The organism is Deinococcus sp. HSC-46F16, from assembly GCF_024171495.1.
Classification (GTDB): domain Bacteria; phylum Deinococcota; class Deinococci; order Deinococcales; family Deinococcaceae; genus Deinococcus.
The window spans coordinates 665,033-684,689 of sequence record NZ_JALJZW010000001.1 but is presented as its reverse complement, the minus strand read 5'-3'; the positions used below and the strand labels follow the sequence as shown (position 1 = coordinate 684,689).

The 19,657-nt window shown below is 71.4% G+C and carries 18 protein-coding genes; 7 read left to right on the top strand and 11 right to left on the bottom strand.

Going from position 1 to position 19,657, the window contains the following annotated elements:
• Positions 1–106 precede the first annotated feature (106 nt).
• Complete coding sequence (locus L1280_RS03475; protein WP_253580685.1) at positions 107–1,345, top strand: S1C family serine protease; 1,239 nt, start codon at positions 107–109, stop codon at positions 1,343–1,345.
• A 57-nt stretch (positions 1,346–1,402) separates the two neighbouring features.
• Here the strand turns inward: L1280_RS03475 and L1280_RS03470 are convergent, their stop codons facing one another.
• From L1280_RS03470 to L1280_RS03455, 4 genes are all read right to left on the bottom strand, one after another.
• Positions 1,403–2,080 carry an HAD family hydrolase gene (locus L1280_RS03470; RefSeq protein WP_253580684.1) on the bottom strand — a complete coding sequence of 226 codons (678 nt, stop codon included), beginning with the start codon at positions 2,078–2,080 and terminating at the stop codon, positions 1,403–1,405.
• Positions 2,081–2,300: 220 nt separating this feature from the next.
• The gene (locus L1280_RS03465; RefSeq protein ID WP_253580683.1) at positions 2,301–3,026 is read right to left on the bottom strand and encodes a DUF4388 domain-containing protein; all 726 of its coding nucleotides are present in this window, start codon (positions 3,024–3,026) and stop codon (positions 2,301–2,303) included.
• A 14-nt stretch (positions 3,027–3,040) separates the two neighbouring features.
• On the bottom strand, positions 3,041–4,516 hold the full coding sequence (locus L1280_RS03460) for an NAD(P)H-hydrate dehydratase (protein ID WP_253580682.1): 1,476 nt from the start codon (positions 4,514–4,516) through the stop codon (positions 3,041–3,043).
• On the bottom strand, positions 4,513–5,358 hold the full coding sequence (locus L1280_RS03455) for a tetratricopeptide repeat protein (protein WP_253580681.1): 846 nt from the start codon (positions 5,356–5,358) through the stop codon (positions 4,513–4,515). The genes L1280_RS03460 and L1280_RS03455 overlap by 4 nt, the downstream gene beginning before the upstream one ends.
• Positions 5,359–5,406: 48 nt before the next feature.
• Here L1280_RS03455 and rsmA point away from each other — a divergent pair, with 48 nt between their 5' ends.
• The 3 genes from rsmA to L1280_RS03440 all read left to right on the top strand — a co-directional run bounded on the left by rsmA (position 5,407) and on the right by L1280_RS03440 (position 8,995).
• On the top strand, positions 5,407–6,258 hold the full coding sequence (gene rsmA, locus L1280_RS03450; protein ID WP_253580680.1) for a 16S rRNA (adenine(1518)-N(6)/adenine(1519)-N(6))-dimethyltransferase RsmA: 852 nt from the start codon (positions 5,407–5,409) through the stop codon (positions 6,256–6,258).
• Positions 6,259–6,373: 115 nt separating this feature from the next.
• Positions 6,374–7,306 (top strand): PfkB family carbohydrate kinase, encoded by a 933-nt coding sequence (locus L1280_RS03445; protein WP_253580679.1) that lies wholly within the window; start codon positions 6,374–6,376, stop codon positions 7,304–7,306.
• 141 nt (positions 7,307–7,447) lie between these two features.
• Positions 7,448–8,995: a gamma-glutamyltransferase family protein gene (locus L1280_RS03440; RefSeq protein WP_253581075.1), complete on the top strand. Its 1,548-nt coding sequence runs from the start codon at positions 7,448–7,450 to the stop codon at positions 8,993–8,995.
• A gap of 30 nt (positions 8,996–9,025) precedes the next feature.
• Here L1280_RS03440 and L1280_RS03435 read toward each other — a convergent pair whose 3' ends face one another.
• Positions 9,026–9,847, bottom strand: coding sequence for an SDR family oxidoreductase (locus L1280_RS03435; protein ID WP_253580678.1), 822 nt, complete (start codon positions 9,845–9,847; stop codon positions 9,026–9,028).
• 237 nt (positions 9,848–10,084) lie between these two features.
• Here L1280_RS03435 and L1280_RS03430 point away from each other — a divergent pair, with 237 nt between their 5' ends.
• The gene (locus tag L1280_RS03430; RefSeq protein ID WP_253580677.1) at positions 10,085–10,279 is read left to right on the top strand and encodes a hypothetical protein; all 195 of its coding nucleotides are present in this window, start codon (positions 10,085–10,087) and stop codon (positions 10,277–10,279) included.
• 6 nt (positions 10,280–10,285) lie between these two features.
• On the opposite strand, the gene recG is transcribed toward L1280_RS03430, so the two are convergent.
• A complete protein-coding gene (gene recG, locus L1280_RS03425; RefSeq protein ID WP_253580676.1) occupies positions 10,286–12,622 on the bottom strand; it encodes an ATP-dependent DNA helicase RecG in 2,337 nt (778 codons plus the stop codon).
• Positions 12,623–12,704: 82 nt separating this feature from the next.
• On the opposite strand from recG, the gene cax reads away from it, so the two are divergent.
• The gene (gene cax, locus L1280_RS03420; protein ID WP_253580675.1) at positions 12,705–13,778 is read left to right on the top strand and encodes a calcium/proton exchanger; all 1,074 of its coding nucleotides are present in this window, start codon (positions 12,705–12,707) and stop codon (positions 13,776–13,778) included.
• 17 nt (positions 13,779–13,795) lie between these two features.
• Positions 13,796–14,392 (top strand): class I SAM-dependent methyltransferase, encoded by a 597-nt coding sequence (locus L1280_RS03415; RefSeq protein WP_253580674.1) that lies wholly within the window; start codon positions 13,796–13,798, stop codon positions 14,390–14,392.
• Between the two features lie 4 nt (positions 14,393–14,396).
• On the opposite strand, the gene L1280_RS03410 is transcribed toward L1280_RS03415, so the two are convergent.
• The 5 genes from L1280_RS03410 to pgk all read right to left on the bottom strand — a co-directional run bounded on the left by L1280_RS03410 (position 14,397) and on the right by pgk (position 19,648).
• Complete coding sequence (locus L1280_RS03410) at positions 14,397–15,191, bottom strand: Cof-type HAD-IIB family hydrolase (RefSeq protein WP_253580673.1); 795 nt, start codon at positions 15,189–15,191, stop codon at positions 14,397–14,399.
• A 45-nt stretch (positions 15,192–15,236) separates the two neighbouring features.
• Entirely contained in the window at positions 15,237–16,124 is an 888-nt protein-coding gene (locus tag L1280_RS03405; protein WP_253580672.1) for a PhzF family phenazine biosynthesis isomerase, read from the bottom strand.
• A 122-nt stretch (positions 16,125–16,246) separates the two neighbouring features.
• Positions 16,247–17,584, bottom strand: a complete 1,338-nt coding sequence (asnS, locus tag L1280_RS03400) for an asparagine--tRNA ligase (protein ID WP_253581074.1) — start codon at positions 17,582–17,584, stop codon at positions 16,247–16,249.
• A 145-nt stretch (positions 17,585–17,729) separates the two neighbouring features.
• Positions 17,730–18,482, bottom strand: coding sequence for a triose-phosphate isomerase (tpiA, locus tag L1280_RS03395; RefSeq protein WP_253580671.1), 753 nt, complete (start codon positions 18,480–18,482; stop codon positions 17,730–17,732).
• On the bottom strand, positions 18,479–19,648 hold the full coding sequence (pgk, locus tag L1280_RS03390) for a phosphoglycerate kinase (RefSeq protein ID WP_253580670.1): 1,170 nt from the start codon (positions 19,646–19,648) through the stop codon (positions 18,479–18,481). The genes tpiA and pgk overlap by 4 nt, the downstream gene beginning before the upstream one ends.
• Positions 19,649–19,657 lie beyond the last annotated feature (9 nt).

Genomic DNA, 19,657 nt, shown 5'->3' with positions numbered 1-19,657 from the left:
GGGGGCGTCCAGACCAACTCGATGGACATCTTCTTTTGTCAAATGCTCTAAAGCCCCTCTGAAACGTTTTAACCGCCGCGTAACCGCCGGGCGGCAGACTCGCCCCATGAAGAAGAACCTTTCCCTGCTGGCCCTGACCGGGACCCTCGCGCTGGGTACCTTTGTGGGCTTCGAACTCTCCGAACGCACCAGCGCCCAGGTCACGGGCAGCCTGCCCACCACGTCCGCCCCCGTCACCTCCGGGACGGCCAGCACCACCGATACCGCCCGCGCCCGCACCCAGTCCGAGACGAACACCGTGCAGGTCGTCAAGGCCCGGCAGGACGGCGTGGTCTATATCGAGGTCACCGACCGGGGCGGCGACAGCAGTCCGCAGGCACAGCTTCGGCGCGACTTGCAGGAACGCTTCGGCTTCGAGCTGCCCCAGCAGGGTCCTCAGGAAAGCGCGGGCAGCGGCTTTTTCGTGAACGCGCAGGGCGACATCCTGACCAACAACCACGTCGTGGAGGGCGCCGACGAGATCACCATTCGCCTGCACGGGAGCAATCAGACCTACACGGCGAAGGTGGTGGGCCGCGCCCCCGACTTCGACCTCGCCCTGATCCGCGCCGAGGGCCTGCCGCGCGAGGCCATCCGGCCGATCCCGCTGGGGCAGATGGAGGGGCTGGAGGTCGGCCTCAAGGCCATCGCGCTGGGTGCCCCCTTCGGGCTGGACTTCAGCGTCTCGGAGGGCATCATCTCCAGCCTGGAGCGCACCGTGCCGGTGGGCGCCAAGGGGGTCGAGCAGAACGTGATCCAGACCGACGCGGCGATCAACCCCGGCAACTCGGGCGGGCCGCTGCTGGACTCGGCGGGTCAGGTCATCGGGGTGAACACCCAGATTCTGACCGGGGGCATCGGCCAGAGCGCGGGCGTGGGCTTCGCGGTCCCGGTGGACACCGTGCGCCGCCTTCTCCCGCAGCTCCAGCGCGGCGGCGAGGTCCAGACGCCCACCCTGGGCCTCGGCTTCCGGGACGTGGCGAGCTTTACCGCCGAGGAGCGTGAGCAGGCGGGCCTGCCTGAACAAGGCGCGGTCGTCCTTCAGGTCTACCCCGGCAGCCCCGCCGAGCGGGCTGGACTGCGCGGCAGCAGCGCCTCCGCCGTGCAGGGAGGGGACCCCGTGCTGGATGGCGACGTGATTGTCGCTGTGGACGGCCAGCCGCTGGAGGACGCCGCCGACCTGCCCCGCGCGGTGATCGGCAAGCAGATCGGGAACACCCTGCGCCTGACCGTGGAGCGCGGCGGCCAGCAGCGCGAGGTGACGGTGCCGCTGCAAGCTTTCGCCCTGCCCGAGAGCGGGGAATAACCGAACAGTGGGAGGGGGCCAGGGCACAGACGCCTTGGCCCCCTCCCCGTACCGTCTTCACTCCACCGGGAAAGCCTTGTCCAGCGCCGCCAGCAGCGCCTGCGGATCGTCGTAGAGGGAGTCATGCCCCTCCACCCCCGGATGCCCGCCGCAGCGCAGCAGCACGCAGGGCACCCCGGCCTTGCGGGCGGCCTCGGCGTCATAGGGGGTATCGCCCACCATCAGCGCGGCCCCGGCGGGCAGGCCCAGGGTGTGCAGCCCGGCCTGGACGAGGTCCGGGTCGGGCTTGCTGTTCTCCACGTCGCTGCTGCTGACGCGCTCCAGTTCCAGGTCGTCCAGGCCGATCTGCCGCAGCAGTGCGTCCACGATCTCGGCCTCGCCGCTCGTCGCCAGGGCCACCCGCAGGCCGCGTGCCCGCAAGCCCTCGATCAGGGCGCGGGCGCCGGGGGTGGGGCGCAGGTCGGGTATCAGCTCCCGAAAATGCCGGACCCAGCCGTCCGTCAGGCGCTGCCCCCGTTCGCTCTCGGCGTCCAGCCCGGTCAGCTCAGGGACCAGCTTGTCGCCGCCCATGCCGATCAGGGGGAAGATGTCCTCGGGGGTCTTCTCGAAGCCCTCGCCCCGCAACGCCGCCGACCACGCGCGGGCGTGGGCGAGGTTGGAGTCGGCCAGGGTGCCGTCCACGTCAAGGAGAACGCCGCGCAGGCGTTCCGGAGTGAGCAGGTCACGTGGGGTCATCGCGCCAGCGTAGGCGCCGGGGTAGGCCGGGTGCCTTGAGCGCCCCTTGAGCGACGTGGCTCCCCGGCCCTCGGCCGTCGCCAGAAGGGGCCGGTCGGCGGGGGTGGCGAAGCCCAGTTTGCCCCCGCTGTCGGGCGGCCGTGGACTGACAGACGTGCACTCACGTCCCCAGCTCCCGAACCAGGCCCTCCGGGGAGAAGGGGGCATGTCGGCAACTGTCTCAGTTGTCGCTCGGCCGCCCCTCTCCCAGATGCTGCCCTTCCCAGATCAGGTCGCGGAGCACCCAGCCGCTGCCCGGAAAGCGCAGGCCCGCCCGCACCTCGGCCAACAGGTAGGCCCGCAGGTCGTTCACCGAGTGCCCCAGGTCGGTCAGGTCGCCTAGGGTGCGCTCGCCGTCGAGCGCGTCCGCGATCGCCGAGGTGCCGATGCGCCGGGTCCCCGCCAGCAGCCGCAGGCTGAACCACGCAAATCGCCCGGTGGGGGAGAGCTGCCCCGCTTCCACGGCGGCGGCAGCCTCCTGCGCCACATCGAAGAGGGGCCGTCCGGTCTGCCGGGCGACCGTCCGCACGCTCGCGCCCTCCCCTCCGTCAAAGAGGGGCCGCTCGCCCCGGAACACCCGGCTGGGGCTGCCGATCACCCCGCAAAGCTGCGCCCACTCGTCCGAGGCCCGCGCCCAGTCGGTCGTGAAGTGCTCGTAGGGTCCCAGCACCGCCCCCTCCACCGCCCGCGGGGCGAACTCGAAACTGCCCTCACCCGGCAGCAGCGGCGCCGCCTGAATCGCGTCGGTGCCCAGCCAGTCGAGGATGCCGCCCCCCACGATCTCGCCGCCCGCAAAGGCCACCGTGAAAGGCACCTCGGTCTTCACGTCCAGCACGCCGGTCTGCCGGGTGGTGTGCACCAGTTCCAGAATCCCCAACAGGGGCAGGTCGGAGAGAAGTCCCTGCATGTGTGAGGCTCAGGTTAACACCGGGCGCCCGCCCCAGCCGTCAGGTCCAGCCACGCCCCCCCCAATTGGGCGGACACGTCCGTGGCAGTCAGCCCATACCCGTGCCGTGCTCCCGCCCGCTCGCCCGCGCGGGCATGCAGCCGCACCCCGGCGAGCGCGGCGTCGGGAGCGGCCAAGCCCTGCCCCAACAACGCCGCGATCACCCCGGCGAGCGTGTCCCCCATGCCCGCGCTCGCCATGCCGGGATGCCCGCCCCGGCCCACCCACAGGCCGCCAGGGTGGGCGATCACGCTGGGGCCGCCCTTGAGCACGACCACGCCGCCGAAGCGTTCTTGGAGGGTCCGCGCGGCCGTCAACGGATCGCGCGTGATCTGGCCCGTGCCCACCCCCAGCAGCCGCGCCGCCTCGCCGGGGTGGGGGGTCCAGACGCAGCGGTCATGCCCCGCCCCGGCCAGCTCGGGCTGAAGCGCGTCCGCGTCGAGCACGGTGGGCAGGCCCCATCCCAGCACCGTCCGCGCCAACCCCGCCGCCCCCGGCCCCAGCCCCATGCCCACGGCCACGGCATCCGGCCGCTCCCCGGTATCCGCCAGCCACCCGCCGGGGTCGCCATGCCGCCGCACCATCAGCTCCGGCGTGACGAGCGGCACCTCGGCTCCCGAATGCACCGTCACCCGCCCCGCCCCCGCCCGCAGCGCCCCCAGCCCCGCGAGCGCGGCGGCCCCCACCATCCCCGGAGCGCCGCCCACGATCCACACGTCCCCGGCCGTGCCCTTGTGCGCGTCCGCCCGCCGCACCGGGAGCAGGGCCGCCACCGCCGCGTCGTCCGGCCGGGTCGCCAGCGCCTCGCCCGCCGCCCAGCCCGGCGGCAACGCGAGCGGGGCGATTCGCACCTCACCCGCCCGCGCCGCCGCCTCCCCGAACAGCAGCGCGGGCTTGAGGCCGACCGGCGCGACCGTCACGTCCGCCCACACGCTCTCGCCGGGCGGCAGCGCCGAGGTCGCGTCCAGCCCCGAGGGCAAGTCGATGGCGAGCACCTGCGTCTCCCTCCCCCGCGCCGCGTTGATCGCTTCCACGACTGCCGCCAGCTCCGCCCGCAGCGGCGGCTGAAATCCGGTTCCCAGCAGCCCGTCCACCACGACCGCCGCGCCCTGCACCTCCTGCGTCACGGCGTCAGGCGTCAGCGCTCCCACCTCCACCCCAAAGGCCGCGAGTCGCTCCCGGTTCAGCCGCGTCAGGGCGTGCCGGGACGGGGCGGCGAGCACCCGCACCTCCGTCCCCCACCCCGCCAGATACCGCGCGGCCACCAGCGCGTCCCCGCCATTCGCCCCGCTCCCGGCGAGCAGCAGGACCGGCCCACCCCCGGCGAGGTCCCCCACCACCCCCGCGACCGACCGCCCCACCTCCTCCATCGCGGGGTCGAGCAGCCCCGCCGCCTCCAGCCGGGCGTCCAGCGCCGCGACCCCGGCGGGCAGGAACACCAGCTCGCTCATCCCCCGAAGCCGCGCAGCAGCCCGAACAGCAGCAGCGCCCCGCCTCCCAGCAGGCCCCAGCGCAGCCCCCCCGCGCCTGCGGCCCCGCCCCCCAGCCGCCCCAGCCCGGCCCGCGCTTCCTCGCGGCTCTCGCGCTGCGACCCCTTCAGGCTCAGGCGCTGCGCCCGCCGAATGGACGCCACCGACTCCGCGAGCCGCCCCTGCCGCCGCAGCGCCACCCCCAGGTTGTGGTGCGCCCCGTCGTAGTCGGGCTGCGTCCCGATGACCTCGCGGTAACGGGCCTCGGCCTCGGCCAGCCGCCCCTCCTCCAGGTCGAGGTTGCCCAGGTTCGTCCCCGCCCGGTAGTGGCCCGCGTCGTGCGCGAGGGCCGCGCCGAACTGCTCGCGGGCCTCCGCGCCCTCGCCGCGCAGGGCATGCAGCACCCCCAGCGCGTTCAGTCCCTCCGAGCGCGTCAGCGGGTGCGTCAGCGCCGGGGCGAGCTGCGCGGCGAGGGCCGCCGGGTCCGTCTCCGCCTCGCGCCCCTGCCGCTGCGCTTCCAGCGCCCCCAGTGCGGCCTCCAGCCCCTCCACGTCCACCAGTCCGCGCAGCCGGGCCGCTTCTCCCGGCGAGTCGCTGTCCTCCAGCCGGGTCTTCAGCCCGCCCAAGGCCCGCCGCGCCAGCCCCAGCCGCCGTGCCCGCACGTGCTCCTGCACCCCGCAGACCGCCTCCAGCATGGCCGCGACCTCGGCCTGCCCCGAGAGCCGCGCCGCCGCCAGCGCCCGCCGCCACTCGCCCGTGCGGGCGAACTCCCGCCAGTCGGGGGGGGACTTGACGGCGGTGTCGGGCAGCTCGGCGGCGCTCATGGCCGGAGTATACTGATCCGCTTCTCAGCCCCCCCGCCCATGACCGCCATGACCGACCCCCCTGCCCCCCCCACCGACCTGCCCCTCTACTCCCCGGCCCGCGTGCGCGAGCTGCTGGCCCGCCACGGGTTGAAACCCACCAAGAGCCTCGGTCAGAACTTTTTGATCGACGGCAACATCCTGCGGGCCATCGCGGACGCGGGCGGCGCCGCGCCCGGCGTGCCCGTGCTGGAGGTCGGCCCCGGCCTCGGCGTGCTGACCCGCGAGGTCGCCACGCGCGGCGCCCGCGTCACGGCGCTGGAAAAAGACGAGCGGCTCCGCCCCGTCCTCGCCGAGACGCTCGCCGGGCAAGGCGTGGAGGTGGTCTGGGGCGACGCCCTCGACTTCGACTACGCCTCGCTCGCTCCCGGCACCCGCGTGATCGCCAACCTGCCCTACTACATCACCGGGGTGCTGCTGTCGCGCTTCATGGGGGCGCCGAATATCCTTTCCGCGACCGTGCTGGTGCAAAAGGAAGTCGGACAGCGCCTCGCCGCCCGTCCCGGCGAGGACAACTACGGCTTCCTGAGTGCGCTGGCTTCCCTCCACGGCCGCGTGCGCCACGTCCGCGACGTGCCCAAGGGGGCCTTTTTCCCCGCCCCCGACGTGACGAGCAGCGTGATTCGCCTCGACTTCGACCGCGAGCGCCCCGCGCCCGAGCCCGCCTTCCTGACCTTCGTGGAGGCCGCCCTGCACCACCGCCGCAAGACCCTGCGCAACAACCTGCGGCTGGCGGGCTATCCGGCCCCCGACATCGACGCGGCCCTGGAGGCGGCCGGTCTGCGCCCCGATGTCCGCGCCGAGGACGTGCCGCTGGACACGCTGCGTGCCGCCGCGACCGCCCTGGGCGTGGTACGGTAGGAACCGCGTTTCACACGCCAACCCCGCTTTCCTGCGGCCCTGCCCTCCAGCGTTTTCCGGCAGGTCCGCGCTGCTCAACAGGGCCGCCCCCCGGCGTGGCCCGGAGGTTTTTCCCGTGAAGTTCTATGTCATCGGTGACGTAACCGTCGATCACCTCTACCATCTCGACCACCTGCCCGCTCCCGGCGAGGAAGTCGTCCCCACCCGCGCCACCATGAAGCCGGGCGGCGCGGGCGGCACCATCAGCGTGACCCTGGCCCGCCTCGGCCACAGCGTGACCCTGGCCGCCCGCGTGGGCCAGGACCCCTTCGCCGAGTACGCCCTGGCGAGCGTGCGCGAGAGCGGCGTCTCGCAGAGCGCCATCCAGCAGGACCCCGAGCACCTCACCAGCACCATCACGGTGATGCAGACCAAGGGTGGTCAGCGGGCCATGCTCAGCCACGGCGCCGCCAACCGCCAGCTCGACCCCGCGAGGCTCAAGAAAAAGGACATCGAGGGCAGCGACGCCCTGATGGTCAGCGCCTACAGCCTCACCGAGGGGCCGCAGCGCGAGTACGCGCTGAAGGCCATCGAGACCGCCCAGAAGGCCAAGAAGCCCGTGCCCGTCTTTATCGACCTCGGCACCGGGGCCGTGAACAAGGTGGGCACCGACCTGATCGAGAACGTGATCGGGGCCGACTACCTCACCCTCAACCAGCACGAACTGCTGGCCCTGACCGACACGACCAGCATCAGCGCGGCGCTCGCCCAGCTCGGCGACGCCGGGGCGCGGCGGGTGGTCGTCAAGGTCGGCAAGATGGGCAGCATCGTCTGGACACCCACCGAGACCGAACTCGTGGACGCCGTGCGCCCCCAGGGACAGGTCGTGGACTCGACGGGCGCGGGCGACACCTTCACCGCCGCCTTCGCGCACGCCGTCCTGACCGGCCAACCTCTGCGCCAGGCCGCCCGCACCGCCAACGCCGCCGGAGCGCTCGCCGCCACCCGCGTCGGCGCCCAGGCCCTGCCCATCACCCCCGCCGACCTCGAAGAGGCGCTGGCCCGCTAGGCAGGCTCCGGCCACGGTCCCCGCTCCGGTTCGCCGGGGTGGGTTTTTTCTTTATGAACTGTCAAATGCTCTAGCCTGTCCCCCGTGACCTTTCAACCTGAATTCCCCACCGTTCGCCGCCCGGTGTACGCCCGCCGGGGCATGGTGGCGACCAGTCAGCCCCTCGCCGCGCAGGTGGGCCAGAGCCTGCTGGAGCGGGGTGGCAACGCCGTCGACGCCGCGATCGGCACCGCGGCTGCCCTCACGGTCGTCGAGCCCACCAGCAACGGCATCGGCGGCGACCTGTTCGCGCTGGTGTGGGAGGGCGGCGAACTCCACGGCCTGAACGCCAGCGGCGCGGCCCCTGCTGCCCTCAGCCTCGGCGCCTTGCAGGAGCGCCACGGCGGCGAGATGCCCCGCCACGGCTGGACGCCCGTGACCGTCCCCGGCGGCGTGCGCGGCTGGGCCGACCTCCACGCCCGCTTCGGCCGCTTGCCCTTCGCGGACGTGCTGGCCCCGGCGGTCACGCTCGCGCGGGAAGGCTACCCCCTCTCATCCGTTCTCGCCGCGAGCTGGGCGCGGGCCATCCGTATCTACCGCCGCCTGAACCTCCCGGTCATGGAGGAATGGTTCCGCGTCTTCGCCCCGGACGGCTTTACGCCTGCCCCCGGCGCCCTGTGGCGCAGCGAGGGCCACGCCCGGACCCTGGAACTCATTGGGGCGACGAACGGCGCCGCCTTCTACGAGGGCGAACTCGCCGAGCAGATCGACGCCCATGCCCAGGCCACCGGCGGCCTCCTGCGTGGCAGCGACCTGGCCGCCCACCGCTCGGAGTGGGTCACGCCCATTCACACCGACTATGACGGCCACCGCGTCTACGAGATTCCGCCCAACGGCCAGGGCATCGCCGCGCTGATCGCCCTGAACGTCCTGAACGGGATGGACCTGCCCGCGTACCGCGACGACCCCGCCGGACTGCACCTCCAGATCGAGGCGATGAAGCGCGGCTTCGCGGACGCCCACGCCTTCGTGGCCGACCCCCGGCACGTCCCGGTGGACGTGGAGCGCCTGCTGGGAGCCGGGAACGCGGCCGCCCACCGCGCCCTCCTGGGAGACACCGCCCACGACCCCTCCACCCCCGCGCCTTCCGCTGGCGGCACCGTCTACCTCGCTGCGGCTGACGGAAACGGCGGCATGGTCAGCCTGATCCAGAGCAACTACATGGGCTTCGGCTCGGGCGTGGTCGTGCCTGGCACCGGGATTGGCCTGCACAACCGGGGGCACAACTTCAGCCTCCAGCCGGGGCATCCCAACGCCCTCGCCCCCGGCAAGCGGCCCTACCACACCATCATCCCCGGTTTCCTGGGGCGCACCGACGGCACCCCGGTCGGCCCCTTCGGCGTGATGGGCGGCTTCATGCAGCCGCAGGGCCACCTCCAAGTGGTGCTGAACACCGTCCGTTACGGCATGAACCCCCAGCAGGCCCTCGACGCCCCCCGCTGGCAGTGGCTCCAGGGCCGCGCGGTGGAGGTCGAACCCGAGCTCGGCGCCCAGGCGGCGCGTGCCCTCCTCGCGCGGGGCCACGACCTGCGGGTGCAACTTGACCCCGGCTCCTTCGGCCGCGGCCAGATCATCTGGCGCAACCCCGAAACGGGGGTGCTGGAGGGCGGCACCGAGAGCCGAACGGACGGGCATATCGCGGTGTGGTGAGGGGTGGGGGAGAGGACCCCTCCCTGTCCCTCACCCCCCCACGTACTCCTCGCTCAGCGCCCACAGCCGCGCCGCCGCCTCGTCGTCGCGGGCCTGGGGCGCTTCTCTCGTTCCCCGCCCGCCACTGAAGTAGCGTCCGCTCACCAGCAGCGAGGGGTCGGCGGCGAGGCGAATGCTCGTCTGTGCCCCTTCCTGCGGCGTGATGCCGAAGCGGTCCACCAGCCGCCACACCACGTCGATCAGGCCCCCGTTGTTGTGCGCGAAGCCGCTGCGGACCAGCCCCGGATGCAGGCTGTTGCTCATCAGCCCCGGCTCGCGGCGAGCGAGTTCGCGGGCGAACAGCACGTTGGCGAGCTTGCTCTGCCCGTACGCCGCCCACCCCCGGTAGCCCCGCCGGAACTCCGGGTCGTCCCAGCGAATCCGCCCCTGCGCGTGCGCCGCCGACGACACCGTGACGACCCGCCCATGCCTGGACTCGCGCAGCAGCGGCAGCAACTCCCTGGTGAGCAGGAAGGCCGCGAGGTGGTTCAGCGCCCACGTCATCTCCACGCCCTCGCGCGTCTCCTGCCGCTCGGCGTAAAAGGCCCCCGCGTTGTTCACCAGCACGTCCAGCCGCTCCTCGCGGTCCCGGAACTCGGCGGCGGCGCGGCGCACCTGGCTCATCTCCGACAGGTCGGCCACGAGGTGTCCCGCCGCGCCGACCTCCCGCGCCGCGTCCGCCGTCTTCTGTGCGCTCCGCCCCACGACGAAGACCCGCGCCCCCATCCGCGCCAGCTCCCGCGCCGTCTCCTTGCCGATGCCCCCGGTCGCGCCCGTCACCAGCATCGTCTTCCCACTCAGGTCGAAGGTCATGCGGCCCAGCATAGAGAGAAGCCCCGCCCCAGAGCCGCGTCCGTGAAGACAACGCGGCAAAAAAGGACCGGCCGACCCCACGAGAAGTCGGCCGCGTCCGGCACCCTGACGGACTTCACCCGGCCCGCCTTGTTAGGTTGTGCTGATGGGTTCAGCATAGTCGGCGCGTGTCACAGGGATGTCACGGCGGGGCAACTTTGCGCTCCGCCGCGCCCCCGCCGCCCGGTACGCTGGGGCGTGTCCGAACTCGCCTCGGTCCTGATCCACGCCCTCTCCTTTCTGGGCGGCCGCCTCTTCTACTTCCTCGGCGGTCTGCTGATGGCCTACCTCGGCTGGGACAGCGGGCAACCCATCGTGATCGGCCTGGGAGGGGTGCTGATCGTGGCCGGAGTGGTCTCGGTGTGGCGGCGTGCCCAGCGAACTGGCCCCTGAGCGTGCTCAGATCACCTCGCGGAACGCCACACTCTGCGAGCGGTTCTGCAACTCCGAGCGCAGGTATCCCAGCCGGGGATGCTCCAGCCGGGGGTCGTGGGCGAGGATGTGTTTTGCCAGCCCCCGCGCCTGCTCGATGATCTCCACGTCGCTGGCGAGGTCACCCAGCCGCAGGTCGGGAATCCCGCTTTGCCGGGTCCCGCGAATCTCGCCGGGGCCGCGCAGCTTGAGGTCCGCCTCCGCGATCACGAAGCCGTCCGTGCTGCCCTCGATGATCTTGAGCCGTTGCCGCGTCTTCTTGGAGTGCTCGCCCGCGATCAGCACGCAGTAACTCTTGGCGCTCCCCCGCCCCACCCGTCCCCGGAGCTGGTGAAGCTGCGCCAGTCCGAACCGCTCGGCATTCTCGATCACCATCACGCTGGCGTTGGGCACGTCCACGCCCACCTCGATCACGGTCGTGGACACCAGCACATCGAACTCGCGGGCGCGGAAGCGATCCATGACATGTTCCTTCTCGGCCGCCGTCATCTTGCCGTGCAGCAGGTCAATCCGGGCTTCCGGCAGCATGACCTTGAGGTCGTCCGCGAGCTGCGTGGCCGCGAGCAGTTCCAGATTCTCGTTTTCCTCGATCAGCGCCGTGACCACGAAGGCTTGCCGCCCCTCCCGAATCTGCCGCATCACGAAGCCGTAGGCCTGCGCCCGGTGCGTGTTCTGAATCAGCTTCGTCTCGACCGGGGTGCGTCCCGGCGGCAGCTCATCGATCACCGACAGCTCGAGGTCGCCGTAAGCGGTCAGCGCGAGGCTGCGCGGAATCGGCGTGGCCGACATCACCAGCACGTCGGGACGCCCGGCCAGCAATTTGCGCCGCTGCATCACCCCGAAGCGGTGCTCCTCGTCCACCACCGCGAGCCCGAGATTGTCGAAGCGCACGTTCTCCTGAATCAAGGCCTGCGTGCCCACCACCACGTCCACTTCGCCTTCGGCAATGCGCGTCTGCATCTCCAGCTTCTGCTTCGGCGTCATCGCCCCGATCAGCAGGCCCACCCGCACGTCAAGCTTGCCCAGATACCCGACCAGATTCGCGTAGTGCTGCCTCGCCAGAATCTCCGTCGGCGCCATCAGCGCCCCCTGATACCCGTCGCGCACGGCGAGATAGAGGGCACACGCCGCTACCGCCGTCTTGCCGCTCCCCACGTCGCCCTGCACCAGCCGGGCCATCTGCCGTTCACCGCGCATGTCGTCGGTGATCTCCAGCAGCACCCGCCGCTGCGCGTTCGTGAAAGCGAAGGGCAGCGCCGACTCGAAGCGGGCGATATCGTCCCCGGTCGCCTGAAACCGCTTGCCGAGCAGCACGGCGTCCTCGCCTTGCAGCAGCATCCGCAGTTCCAGAAAGAGGTACTCGTCAAAGCGCAGCCGGTGCAGCCCGCGTTCCAGTTGCGCCTCGTCGCGCGGAAAATGGATGCCCCACAGCGCGTCACCCAGGTCCGTCAACCCGTGCTGCCTACGCCAGTGCGCGGGCAGGTAGTCGTCCAGCGGCGCGGCCTGCAACGCCCGGAACGCCGAACGCCGCAGAAACTCCTGCGAGATGCCGTCCTTGGAGTCGTACACCCCCACGATCCGCCCGGTGCTGAGACTCTCCCGCGCGTCCTCCACCGTCTCTAGGTGTTCGACGCCGAGCTGCACGCTTCTCCCGAACTTCTTCACCCGCCCGGTGAGAACCAGCCGCGCCCCCTCCCTCAGTTGCCGCTCTACCCACGGCTGGTTGAACCACGAGGCCTTGACCCGCCCGCCCGAGGGCGTCTCCAGCGTCACGTCCAGAATCAGCATGTTCGGCTTGGGTTTCCGGCGATTCTTGGCGATCACCGTGCCCTCCACCGTGACCTTCTGCCCTTCTTCCACCTCCGCGAGGTCCGGCAGCGCCCGGCGGTCCTCGTGGCGGTGGGGGTAGGCGTGCAGCACGTCCCTCACGGTGTGCAGCCCCAGCGAGGTCAGCTTGCGGGCGCCCCCCGGCCCGGTGTCCAGCCGGGAGACCTCGGCGTCCAGCGGAAGCCGCTCGCCGGGAGCCGCCGCGGGGGGCGCCTGCCGGGCGGCGGGGCGCGGGGTTGCCTTCCTCTCCGCACCGTCCAGCAGCGCCAGCGCCCGTTCCAGCGCCTCGGCCCTGGCCCCCGCGTCCAGCTCCGCGTAGCCCCGCAGCGCCTCGCGCACCCCCGGAAATGGCCCGGCCAGCGGCGAGGCCAGCAGCCGCTCGACCCCGCCCGCCACCACCCTATCCGCACACCCCGTCGCCAGTTCGGCGGCGAGGGGGCGGCGCAGTTTGTCCCTCAGTTCCGTGACCGTCGCCATCCGGGAGGCAGGCTAACAGAGGGCACCCGCTGCGGTCCGTGACCCCGGCCCGGCCTACACTCCGGGGCATGAGGCAGTTTCCATGAAGTGGCTCAACGTCCTGCTGATCTTCCTGCCGGTCGCCGCCTTTCTGGAGTTCAGCGGCGGCAGCCCCACACTGACCTTTCTCAGTGCCGCGCTGGCGATCTTGCCGCTCGCGGGCCTGATGGGGCAGGCCACCGAGCAGCTCGCCGCGCGGATGGGCAGCACGGTCGGCGGCCTGCTGAACGCCACTTTCGGCAACGCGACCGAGCTGATCATCGCCTTTTTCGCCCTGCAAGCCGGGAAGCTCGATGTGGTCAAGGCCAGCATCATCGGCTCGATCCTGGGCAACCTGCTGCTGGTGATGGGCCTGGCAGTGCTGGCAGGCGGCCTGCGGTTCAAGGAGCAGCGTTTCAACGTCAAGAACGCCACCACCATCGCCAGCCTGCTGACGGTCAGCGTGCTGGCGCTGATGATTCCCACCCTGTTCGACCTGACCGCCCGCGCCGCCGTGCCCGGCGAGGTCCTGCGGCTCGACGTGAACCTCAGCGAGGCGACCGCCGCCGTGCTGCTGCTGGTTTACCTGGGCTACCTGCTCTTTACCCTGCGGACCCACCGCGAGCTGCTTTCCACCGCCGACGAGGACGGCGCCGAGCAAGGCGGCCCTCCCTGGAGCGTGCCCCGCGCGGTGGGCGTGCTGCTCGCCGCCACCGTCGCCGTGGCCTTCATGTCCGAGCTGCTGGTCGGCACCCTGGAAGCCGCGACCGCCTCGCTGGGGCTGACCGAGTTCTTCGTCGGGTTGATCCTGCTCCCGATCATCGGCAACGCGGCTGAACATGCCGCCGCCGTGATGTTCGCCCTGCGCGACCGCATGAACCTCTCGATGACCATCAGCCTGGGCTCGACCGTGCAGGTCGCGCTGCTCGTCGCCCCGCTGCTGGTGCTCGCCGGACTGGTGGTGGGCCAGCCCATGAATCTGGTCGTGACGCCGCTGGAACTCGCGGCCATCATCGGAGCCGTCGTCATCGCCAACAGCGTGGTCCGCGACGGCGAAACCAACTGGTTCGAGGGCCTGCTGCTGCTCGGCGTCTACGTGATCCTGGCCTGCGCGGTGTTCTTCTACCCGGCGGCCTAGCCCCCTACTCTGGGAGCATGGGAGCCTACGACCGCCTGGCCGCGACCTACGACCGTCAGTGGGGCCGCTCCGCCCGGACCACGGCCCGCGAGGTGCTGGCCGCCCTGCCGCCTGTGGGCATTGGCACCCTGCTCGACGTGGGCTGCGGCACCGGAACGCTGCTCGCCCTGGCCCGAGAACGCTTCCCGGATGGGCGGCTGATCGGCGCCGAGCCCAGCGCGGGCATGCGCGGGGTGGCCGCGCGGACCCTGACCGGACGGGGCGTGACCCTGCTCGCCTGCCCCGCCGAGGCCCTCGCCCTGCCGGACGCTTCGGTCGACGCCCTGACCTGCCTGAACGTCCTGCATTACCTCGCCGATCCCCTCGCCACCCTGCGCGAGTGGCGGCGGGTGCTGCGGCCTAGCGGAATCCTCGTCCTGCAAGACTACGTGCCGAACGGCCTGCCGGGTTTCGCCCGCCTCGCCGCGCTGAACGACCGCGCACTCGTGCGGGTCTACACGGTGCCGGAACTGGCCGCCCTCCTGGAGGCGGCAGGCTTCCGCGAGGTCACGGCGCGGCCCTTCCGCATCGACCTGTTCTGGCGCGGCGGTCTGGCACGCGGCCTCCGTCCTTGACGGGCTACAGCCGCCGCGCCAACTCCACCGCCTCCAGCAGTCCCCCCGCGTCCACATGCCCGACGTGGTAGCGCCCCGCCGCCCGCGCCTCGGCGTCCGCGTTGCCCATCGCCACCGGATGCCCGACCACCCGCATCGCCGTCACGTCGTTGTGCCCGTCGCCCACCATCATCACCCGGTGCATGGGCACCCCGTAGGCTCCCGCCACCCGCGTCACCGCGCTGCCCTTGCTCACGCCCGCCCGCGTGACCGACACGAACAGCGTGTCCGGCATCGCCGGGCTGCCCGCCGGGTGCAGGTCCAGCCCCGGATGCGGTTCCGCCACCACCTCTGCGCCCTGCGCGTGCGGCACCACCCACTGCGCCCGCACCCGCGTGCCCGTCAGCTCGTGGGGGGACCTCACCTCGTAGGTCAGCCCCAGCAGCTCCGCGTGCCGCCGCGCGAGGTCCCCCGGCACCGTGAAGCCGTAGTCCCGGTCGGTGTACACCTCCAGCAGCCGCCCGGTGGCCTCCGCCCGGTCCAGCAGCAGGGCCAGCCCCTCTTCCGGCAACCCCTCGCTGAGGCTCTCGCCGCCCCCCACATTGACCACCGACGCCCCGTTCTGAAAGACGTGCCAGCCGTCCGGGTCCAGCCGCCGGGCATAGTCCAGCGCGTTGCCGAAGGCAGGCCGCCCGCTGCACAGCGCCACCCGCATCCCCCGCGCCCGCGCGTCGGCCAGGGCCGCCCACACGTCCTCCCGAACCACGTTGTCCGAGCCGATCAGGGTTCCGTCCACATCCACGCACAGGAGGCCGAGCATCCGGGCAGTGTACGCGCGTTCACCCGCTGGCGCTCGGCACAGGCCTCAACGGCCCGGCACCCACTCCCCCTCGTGGTTCAGGACCGCGCACCCCCCCACCTGCACGTCCCGCACCCGCTGGCCCTCCACGGTGACCTCCACCTCCACCTCGCCGGGCGTGCCCAGGCTGTGGCCCTGGTACACCACCCCGCAGGTCCGGCCGGACCGCACCGGCAGCGCGCCTTCCCCCGCCAGCAGCGCGAACAGCGCCCCGCCCGCGCTCCCCGTCACCGGGTCTTCCGGAATCCCCACCGCCGGGGCAAAGTCCCGCGCCGCGAAGCGCCCCACGCCCACGGGCGCGTAGGCATACACGCTGCTCACCCCCAGAGCGTCCGACAGCCGGTGAATGGCCGCCAGATCCGGCTCCATCCCGTCCAGCACCAGCCGGTCGATCACGGGTACGAACACGCTCCACAGCCCCGTGCTCGCCGCCGCGAGGGGCAGGCCCCGGTGAATCATCCGCTCGTCGATGCCCAGGGCGGCCGCCAGTTCCCGGCGCACCTCCCGCCCCACCCGGCGCGTCTCCGGTGCCTGCTGCGCCATCCAGACCCGGCAGTCGCCCGCCGTGCCCTGTTCGAGTCGCAGCGGCACCCGCCCCACCAGCGTTTCCAGCGCGAGCGCCTCGCCCGCCCAGCGCCCCTCCTGCGCCAACCTCAGCCCCAGCGCGACCGTCGCATGGCCGCAAAAGTCGATTTCCTGCGTCGGCGTGAAGTACCGCACCCGCGCCGTGCCGTCCCCCCAGCGGGTCACGAACACCGTCTCCGGCACGCCCAGAAAGGCCGCCAGCGCCTGCATCTGCCCCTCGCTCAGCCCGTCCGCGTCCAGCACCACCCCCGCCCGGTTGCCGGAGCCCGGCGTGTCGGTAAAGGCGCTCACTTCGCAGTACGCGATCATGGAATCAATCTAGCGCAGCCTAAAAATAAGAGCGCGGCAAAAATTTCACGACCAGAGCTATCGTGAATACATTCACTTATTGACGAGCAAAGAAGCCGGGGGGCGTCCCCGGCCAGCCACCTTCAGGGCGTCATCCGCGTCAACATGCGCGGGAAGGGAATCGCCTCGCGGATATGGTCAATTCCGGTGATCCACGCAATCACCCGCTCCAGCCCCATGCCGAAGCCCGCGTGCGGCACCGAGCCGTAGCGCCGCAGGTCGAGGTACCAGTCGAAGGCCTCCAGCGGCAGTCCCTCGTGCTCGATGCGGCTCCTGAGCAGGTCGTAGTCATGGATGCGCTCCGAGCCGCCGATAATCTCGCCGTAGCCCTCCGGCGCGATCATGTCGTCGCAGAGGGCCAGCCGCCCGTCCTCCGGGTCGGGTTGCATGTAAAAGGCCTTGATCGCCGCCGGGTACCGCTCGACCATCACGGGTCGGTCGAAGTGGTGGCCCAGAATCGTCTCGTGCGGGGCACCCAGGTCGTCGCCCCACTCCACCGGCTGCACACCTTCCTGCACATTGTCCGGCAGGTCGCCCTCCTCGATATGCCGCCGGATAATCTCCAGCGCCTCGGTGTAGGTGACGCGGGGGTAGTTCCCCTCGGCGGCGCCCCGCAGCTTTTCCACGTCGCGGCCCAGCAGCGCCAGTTCCGCCGGGCACTCCTCCAGCACCCGCCGCACGATGAAGCTCACCAGCCGCTCCTGCAGGGCCATGTTCTCGGCGTGGTTGCTGGGCGCGACCTCCGGCTCCACCATCCAGAACTCCAGCAGGTGCCGCCGCGTCTTGCTCTTTTCCGCGCGGAAGGTCGGCCCGAAGGTGTAGACCTTGCCGAATGCCAGCGCGCCCGCCTCGGCGTGCAGTTGCCCCGTCTGCGAGAGGTAGGCCTTGTCCTCCCCGAACAAGTCGATCTCAAACAGCTCGGTCGTGCCCTCGGCCGCGTTCGGCGTGAAGAAGGGGGCGTCGAAGCGCACGAACCCCTCCCCGTGGAAGAAGTCGATCACGGCCCGCTGCACGCTGTCGCGCACGCGCACGACCGCCCACGGCCGACGGTGCCGCAGCCACAGGTGCCGTTGGTCAAGCAGGAACTCGATCCCGTGTTCCTTCGGCGTGATGGGGTACTCGTCCCGGTTCTCGGAGATGGGGGAGAGGTCCCGCACCGCGAGTTCCACCCCACCGGGCGCCCGCTCGTCGGCCCGGACCTCGCCCACGAGCGTGATCGCCTGCTCCTGCGTGAGCCGCTTGGCCGACTCGAAGACCTCCTCGGGCACGTCATTCTTGAACACGGTCGCCTGCACGAAACCCGTGCCGTCGCGTAGTTTCAAAAACTGAATCTTGCCCTTGCCACTCTTGTCGGTCAGCCAGGCACTGAGAGTTACCGTCTCGCCCACATGCTGCCGCAGGTCACCAATGCTGCTCGTCAAAGTCACGAGGGGAAGTATAGGGGCGCGGCCAGAGCTACTGAAAAAGGCAAATGTACGATGTGGGCAAAAATTTCACGACCAAGACTATCGTGAAACCTTTCACTTATATCCATTATAGGAAGGGGAGGCGGACCTCCCCACTTCGTTATTCCAGCGCCGCCAACATCCCCAGCACGTCGGGCACCTTCAGGCTCGCGCCGCCGACCAGTGCCCCGTTGACGTTGGGCTGCCCGCAGATGGACGCCACATTGTCCGGCTTGACGCTGCCGCCATACAGCACGCGCAGGCCGTCCGCGAGGTCGCCGTATTGCTCACGCAGAGCGCCCCGGATGGCGGCGGCCATCTCCTCGGCGTCCCCAGCGGTGGCCGTCTTGCCGGTGCCGATGGCCCAGACGGGCTCGTAGGCGACCACGACGCGCTCGTCCACACCGTCCAGGCTGCCGCGCAGTTGCCCCAGCGTGTGCGCCACATGTTCGCCGCGCTCGCGCACGTCCAGGCCCTCGCCCACGCAGACGATGGGGGTCAGGCCATGCGCCTGCGCCTGCCGCGCCTTGGCCGCCACCTCCGCGTCCGTCTCGCCGTGGTATTCGCGGCGCTCGGAGTGGCCCACGATGACGTAGGTGCATTCGGCATCCCGCAGCATCGCCGCGCTGATCTCGCCCGTATAGGCTCCCGACTCGTGGGCACTGACATCCTGCCCGCCGATGTCCACGCCGCCGGGCAGCGCTTCCTTCAGCCCGTAAAGGCTGATCGCCGGGGCCATCACCGCCACTTCCGCCGTCCCCCGGCGGTACTCCCCGGCCAGCTCCCGGCCCCACGCGCGGGCCTCGGTGGGGGTCTTGTTCATCTTCCAGTTCAGGGCGAGCAGCGTGCGCGGCCCCACAGGTGCAGCCGTCATTTCATCGCCTCCACGCCGGGCAGCGCTTTGCCCTCGAGCAGTTCCAGGCTGGCCCCGCCGCCCGTGCTGATGTGATCGATCTGCTCGGCGCGGCCACTCTGGTTGATCGCGCTGACCGAGTCGCCGCCGCCCACCACGGTATAGGCCTGATCCTTCAGGCCCGCGACCACCGCCGCGACCGCATTGGTTCCCGCCGCGAACGCCCCGAACTCGAACACGCCCATCGGCCCGTTCCAGAAGACGGTCTTCGCCCCCTGGAGCGCCTCGGCATACGCCCGAACCGTATCCGGGCCAATATCCAGGCCCATCCAGCCGTCGGGAATCTGGTCGGCGGGCACCACCTGGGTCTGCGCGTCGGCGGCGAACCGGTCGGCGGCCACGGCATCGGTCGGGAGCGTCAGCTTCTCGCCGTACTCCGCCAGCAGCCCCCGCGCGTACTCCACCTGATCGTCCTCCACCAAGCTGTTCCCGATCTGCCCGCCCCGCGCCTTGATGAAGGTGAACATCATCCCGCCGCCGATCAGCATCCGGTCGACCTTCGGCAGCAGGTTCTCGATCACCTTGATCTTGTCGCTGACCTTGGCCCCGCCGATGATGACCACGTAGGGCGATTCCGGATTCTCCGTCAGCCGCGAGAGCGCCTCCACCTCGCGCTGAAGCAGCCGCCCCGCCGCGTGGGGGAGGAGCGCCGCCACCCCGCTCACCGACGCGTGGGCGCGGTGGGCGCTTCCGAAGGCGTCCAGCACGAAGGCGTCGCCCAACCTGGCCAGCCGCTCGCTGAGCGCGGGGTCGTTCTTCTCCTCGCCCGCCTCGAAGCGCACGTTCTCCAGCAGCGCGACCTCGCCGGGCTGGAGTTGCCGCACCGCCTCCAGCGTCTCGTCGCTGCCCGGCAGGCTGGCGATGAAGCGCACCGGCCGCCCCAGCTCATCCTCCAGCACGGGGGCGACCGGCCCCAGGCTGTACTTCGCCTCCGGGCCACTCTTGGGCCGCCCGAAGTGGCTCATCAGGACGACGCTCGCGCCGCCGTCCAGCAGCTCGCGCAGGGTGGTCAGGCTCGCCGTGACGCGGGTGCGGTCCTGCACCGCGCCGTCCTTGACGGGCACGTTGTAGTCCACCCGCACCAGAACGCGCCCGCCCTGGACATTGAGTTGGTCGAGGGTCTGCATGGTTTCTCC

What these genes read in the sequence shown, in the direction of transcription:
- L1280_RS03475 (WP_253580685.1), top strand. Translation starts at nt 107, where the DNA reads ATGAAGAAGAACCTTTCCCTGCTGGCCCTGACCGGGACCCTCGCGCTG.
- L1280_RS03470 (WP_253580684.1), bottom strand. Translation starts at nt 2,080, where the DNA reads ATGACCCCACGTGACCTGCTCACTCCGGAACGCCTGCGCGGCGTTCTC.
- L1280_RS03465 (WP_253580683.1), bottom strand. Translation starts at nt 3,026, where the DNA reads ATGCAGGGACTTCTCTCCGACCTGCCCCTGTTGGGGATTCTGGAACTG.
- L1280_RS03460 (WP_253580682.1), bottom strand. Translation starts at nt 4,516, where the DNA reads ATGAGCGAGCTGGTGTTCCTGCCCGCCGGGGTCGCGGCGCTGGACGCC.
- L1280_RS03455 (WP_253580681.1), bottom strand. Translation starts at nt 5,358, where the DNA reads ATGAGCGCCGCCGAGCTGCCCGACACCGCCGTCAAGTCCCCCCCCGAC.
- rsmA (WP_253580680.1), top strand. Translation starts at nt 5,407, where the DNA reads ATGACCGACCCCCCTGCCCCCCCCACCGACCTGCCCCTCTACTCCCCG.
- L1280_RS03440 (WP_253581075.1), top strand. Translation starts at nt 7,448, where the DNA reads ATGGTGGCGACCAGTCAGCCCCTCGCCGCGCAGGTGGGCCAGAGCCTG.
- L1280_RS03435 (WP_253580678.1), bottom strand. Translation starts at nt 9,847, where the DNA reads ATGACCTTCGACCTGAGTGGGAAGACGATGCTGGTGACGGGCGCGACC.
- recG (WP_253580676.1), bottom strand. Translation starts at nt 12,622, where the DNA reads ATGGCGACGGTCACGGAACTGAGGGACAAACTGCGCCGCCCCCTCGCC.
- cax (WP_253580675.1), top strand. Translation starts at nt 12,705, where the DNA reads ATGAAGTGGCTCAACGTCCTGCTGATCTTCCTGCCGGTCGCCGCCTTT.
- L1280_RS03415 (WP_253580674.1), top strand. Translation starts at nt 13,796, where the DNA reads ATGGGAGCCTACGACCGCCTGGCCGCGACCTACGACCGTCAGTGGGGC.
- L1280_RS03410 (WP_253580673.1), bottom strand. Translation starts at nt 15,191, where the DNA reads ATGCTCGGCCTCCTGTGCGTGGATGTGGACGGAACCCTGATCGGCTCG.
- L1280_RS03405 (WP_253580672.1), bottom strand. Translation starts at nt 16,124, where the DNA reads ATGATCGCGTACTGCGAAGTGAGCGCCTTTACCGACACGCCGGGCTCC.
- tpiA (WP_253580671.1), bottom strand. Translation starts at nt 18,482, where the DNA reads ATGACGGCTGCACCTGTGGGGCCGCGCACGCTGCTCGCCCTGAACTGG.
- pgk (WP_253580670.1), bottom strand. Translation starts at nt 19,648, where the DNA reads ATGCAGACCCTCGACCAACTCAATGTCCAGGGCGGGCGCGTTCTGGTG.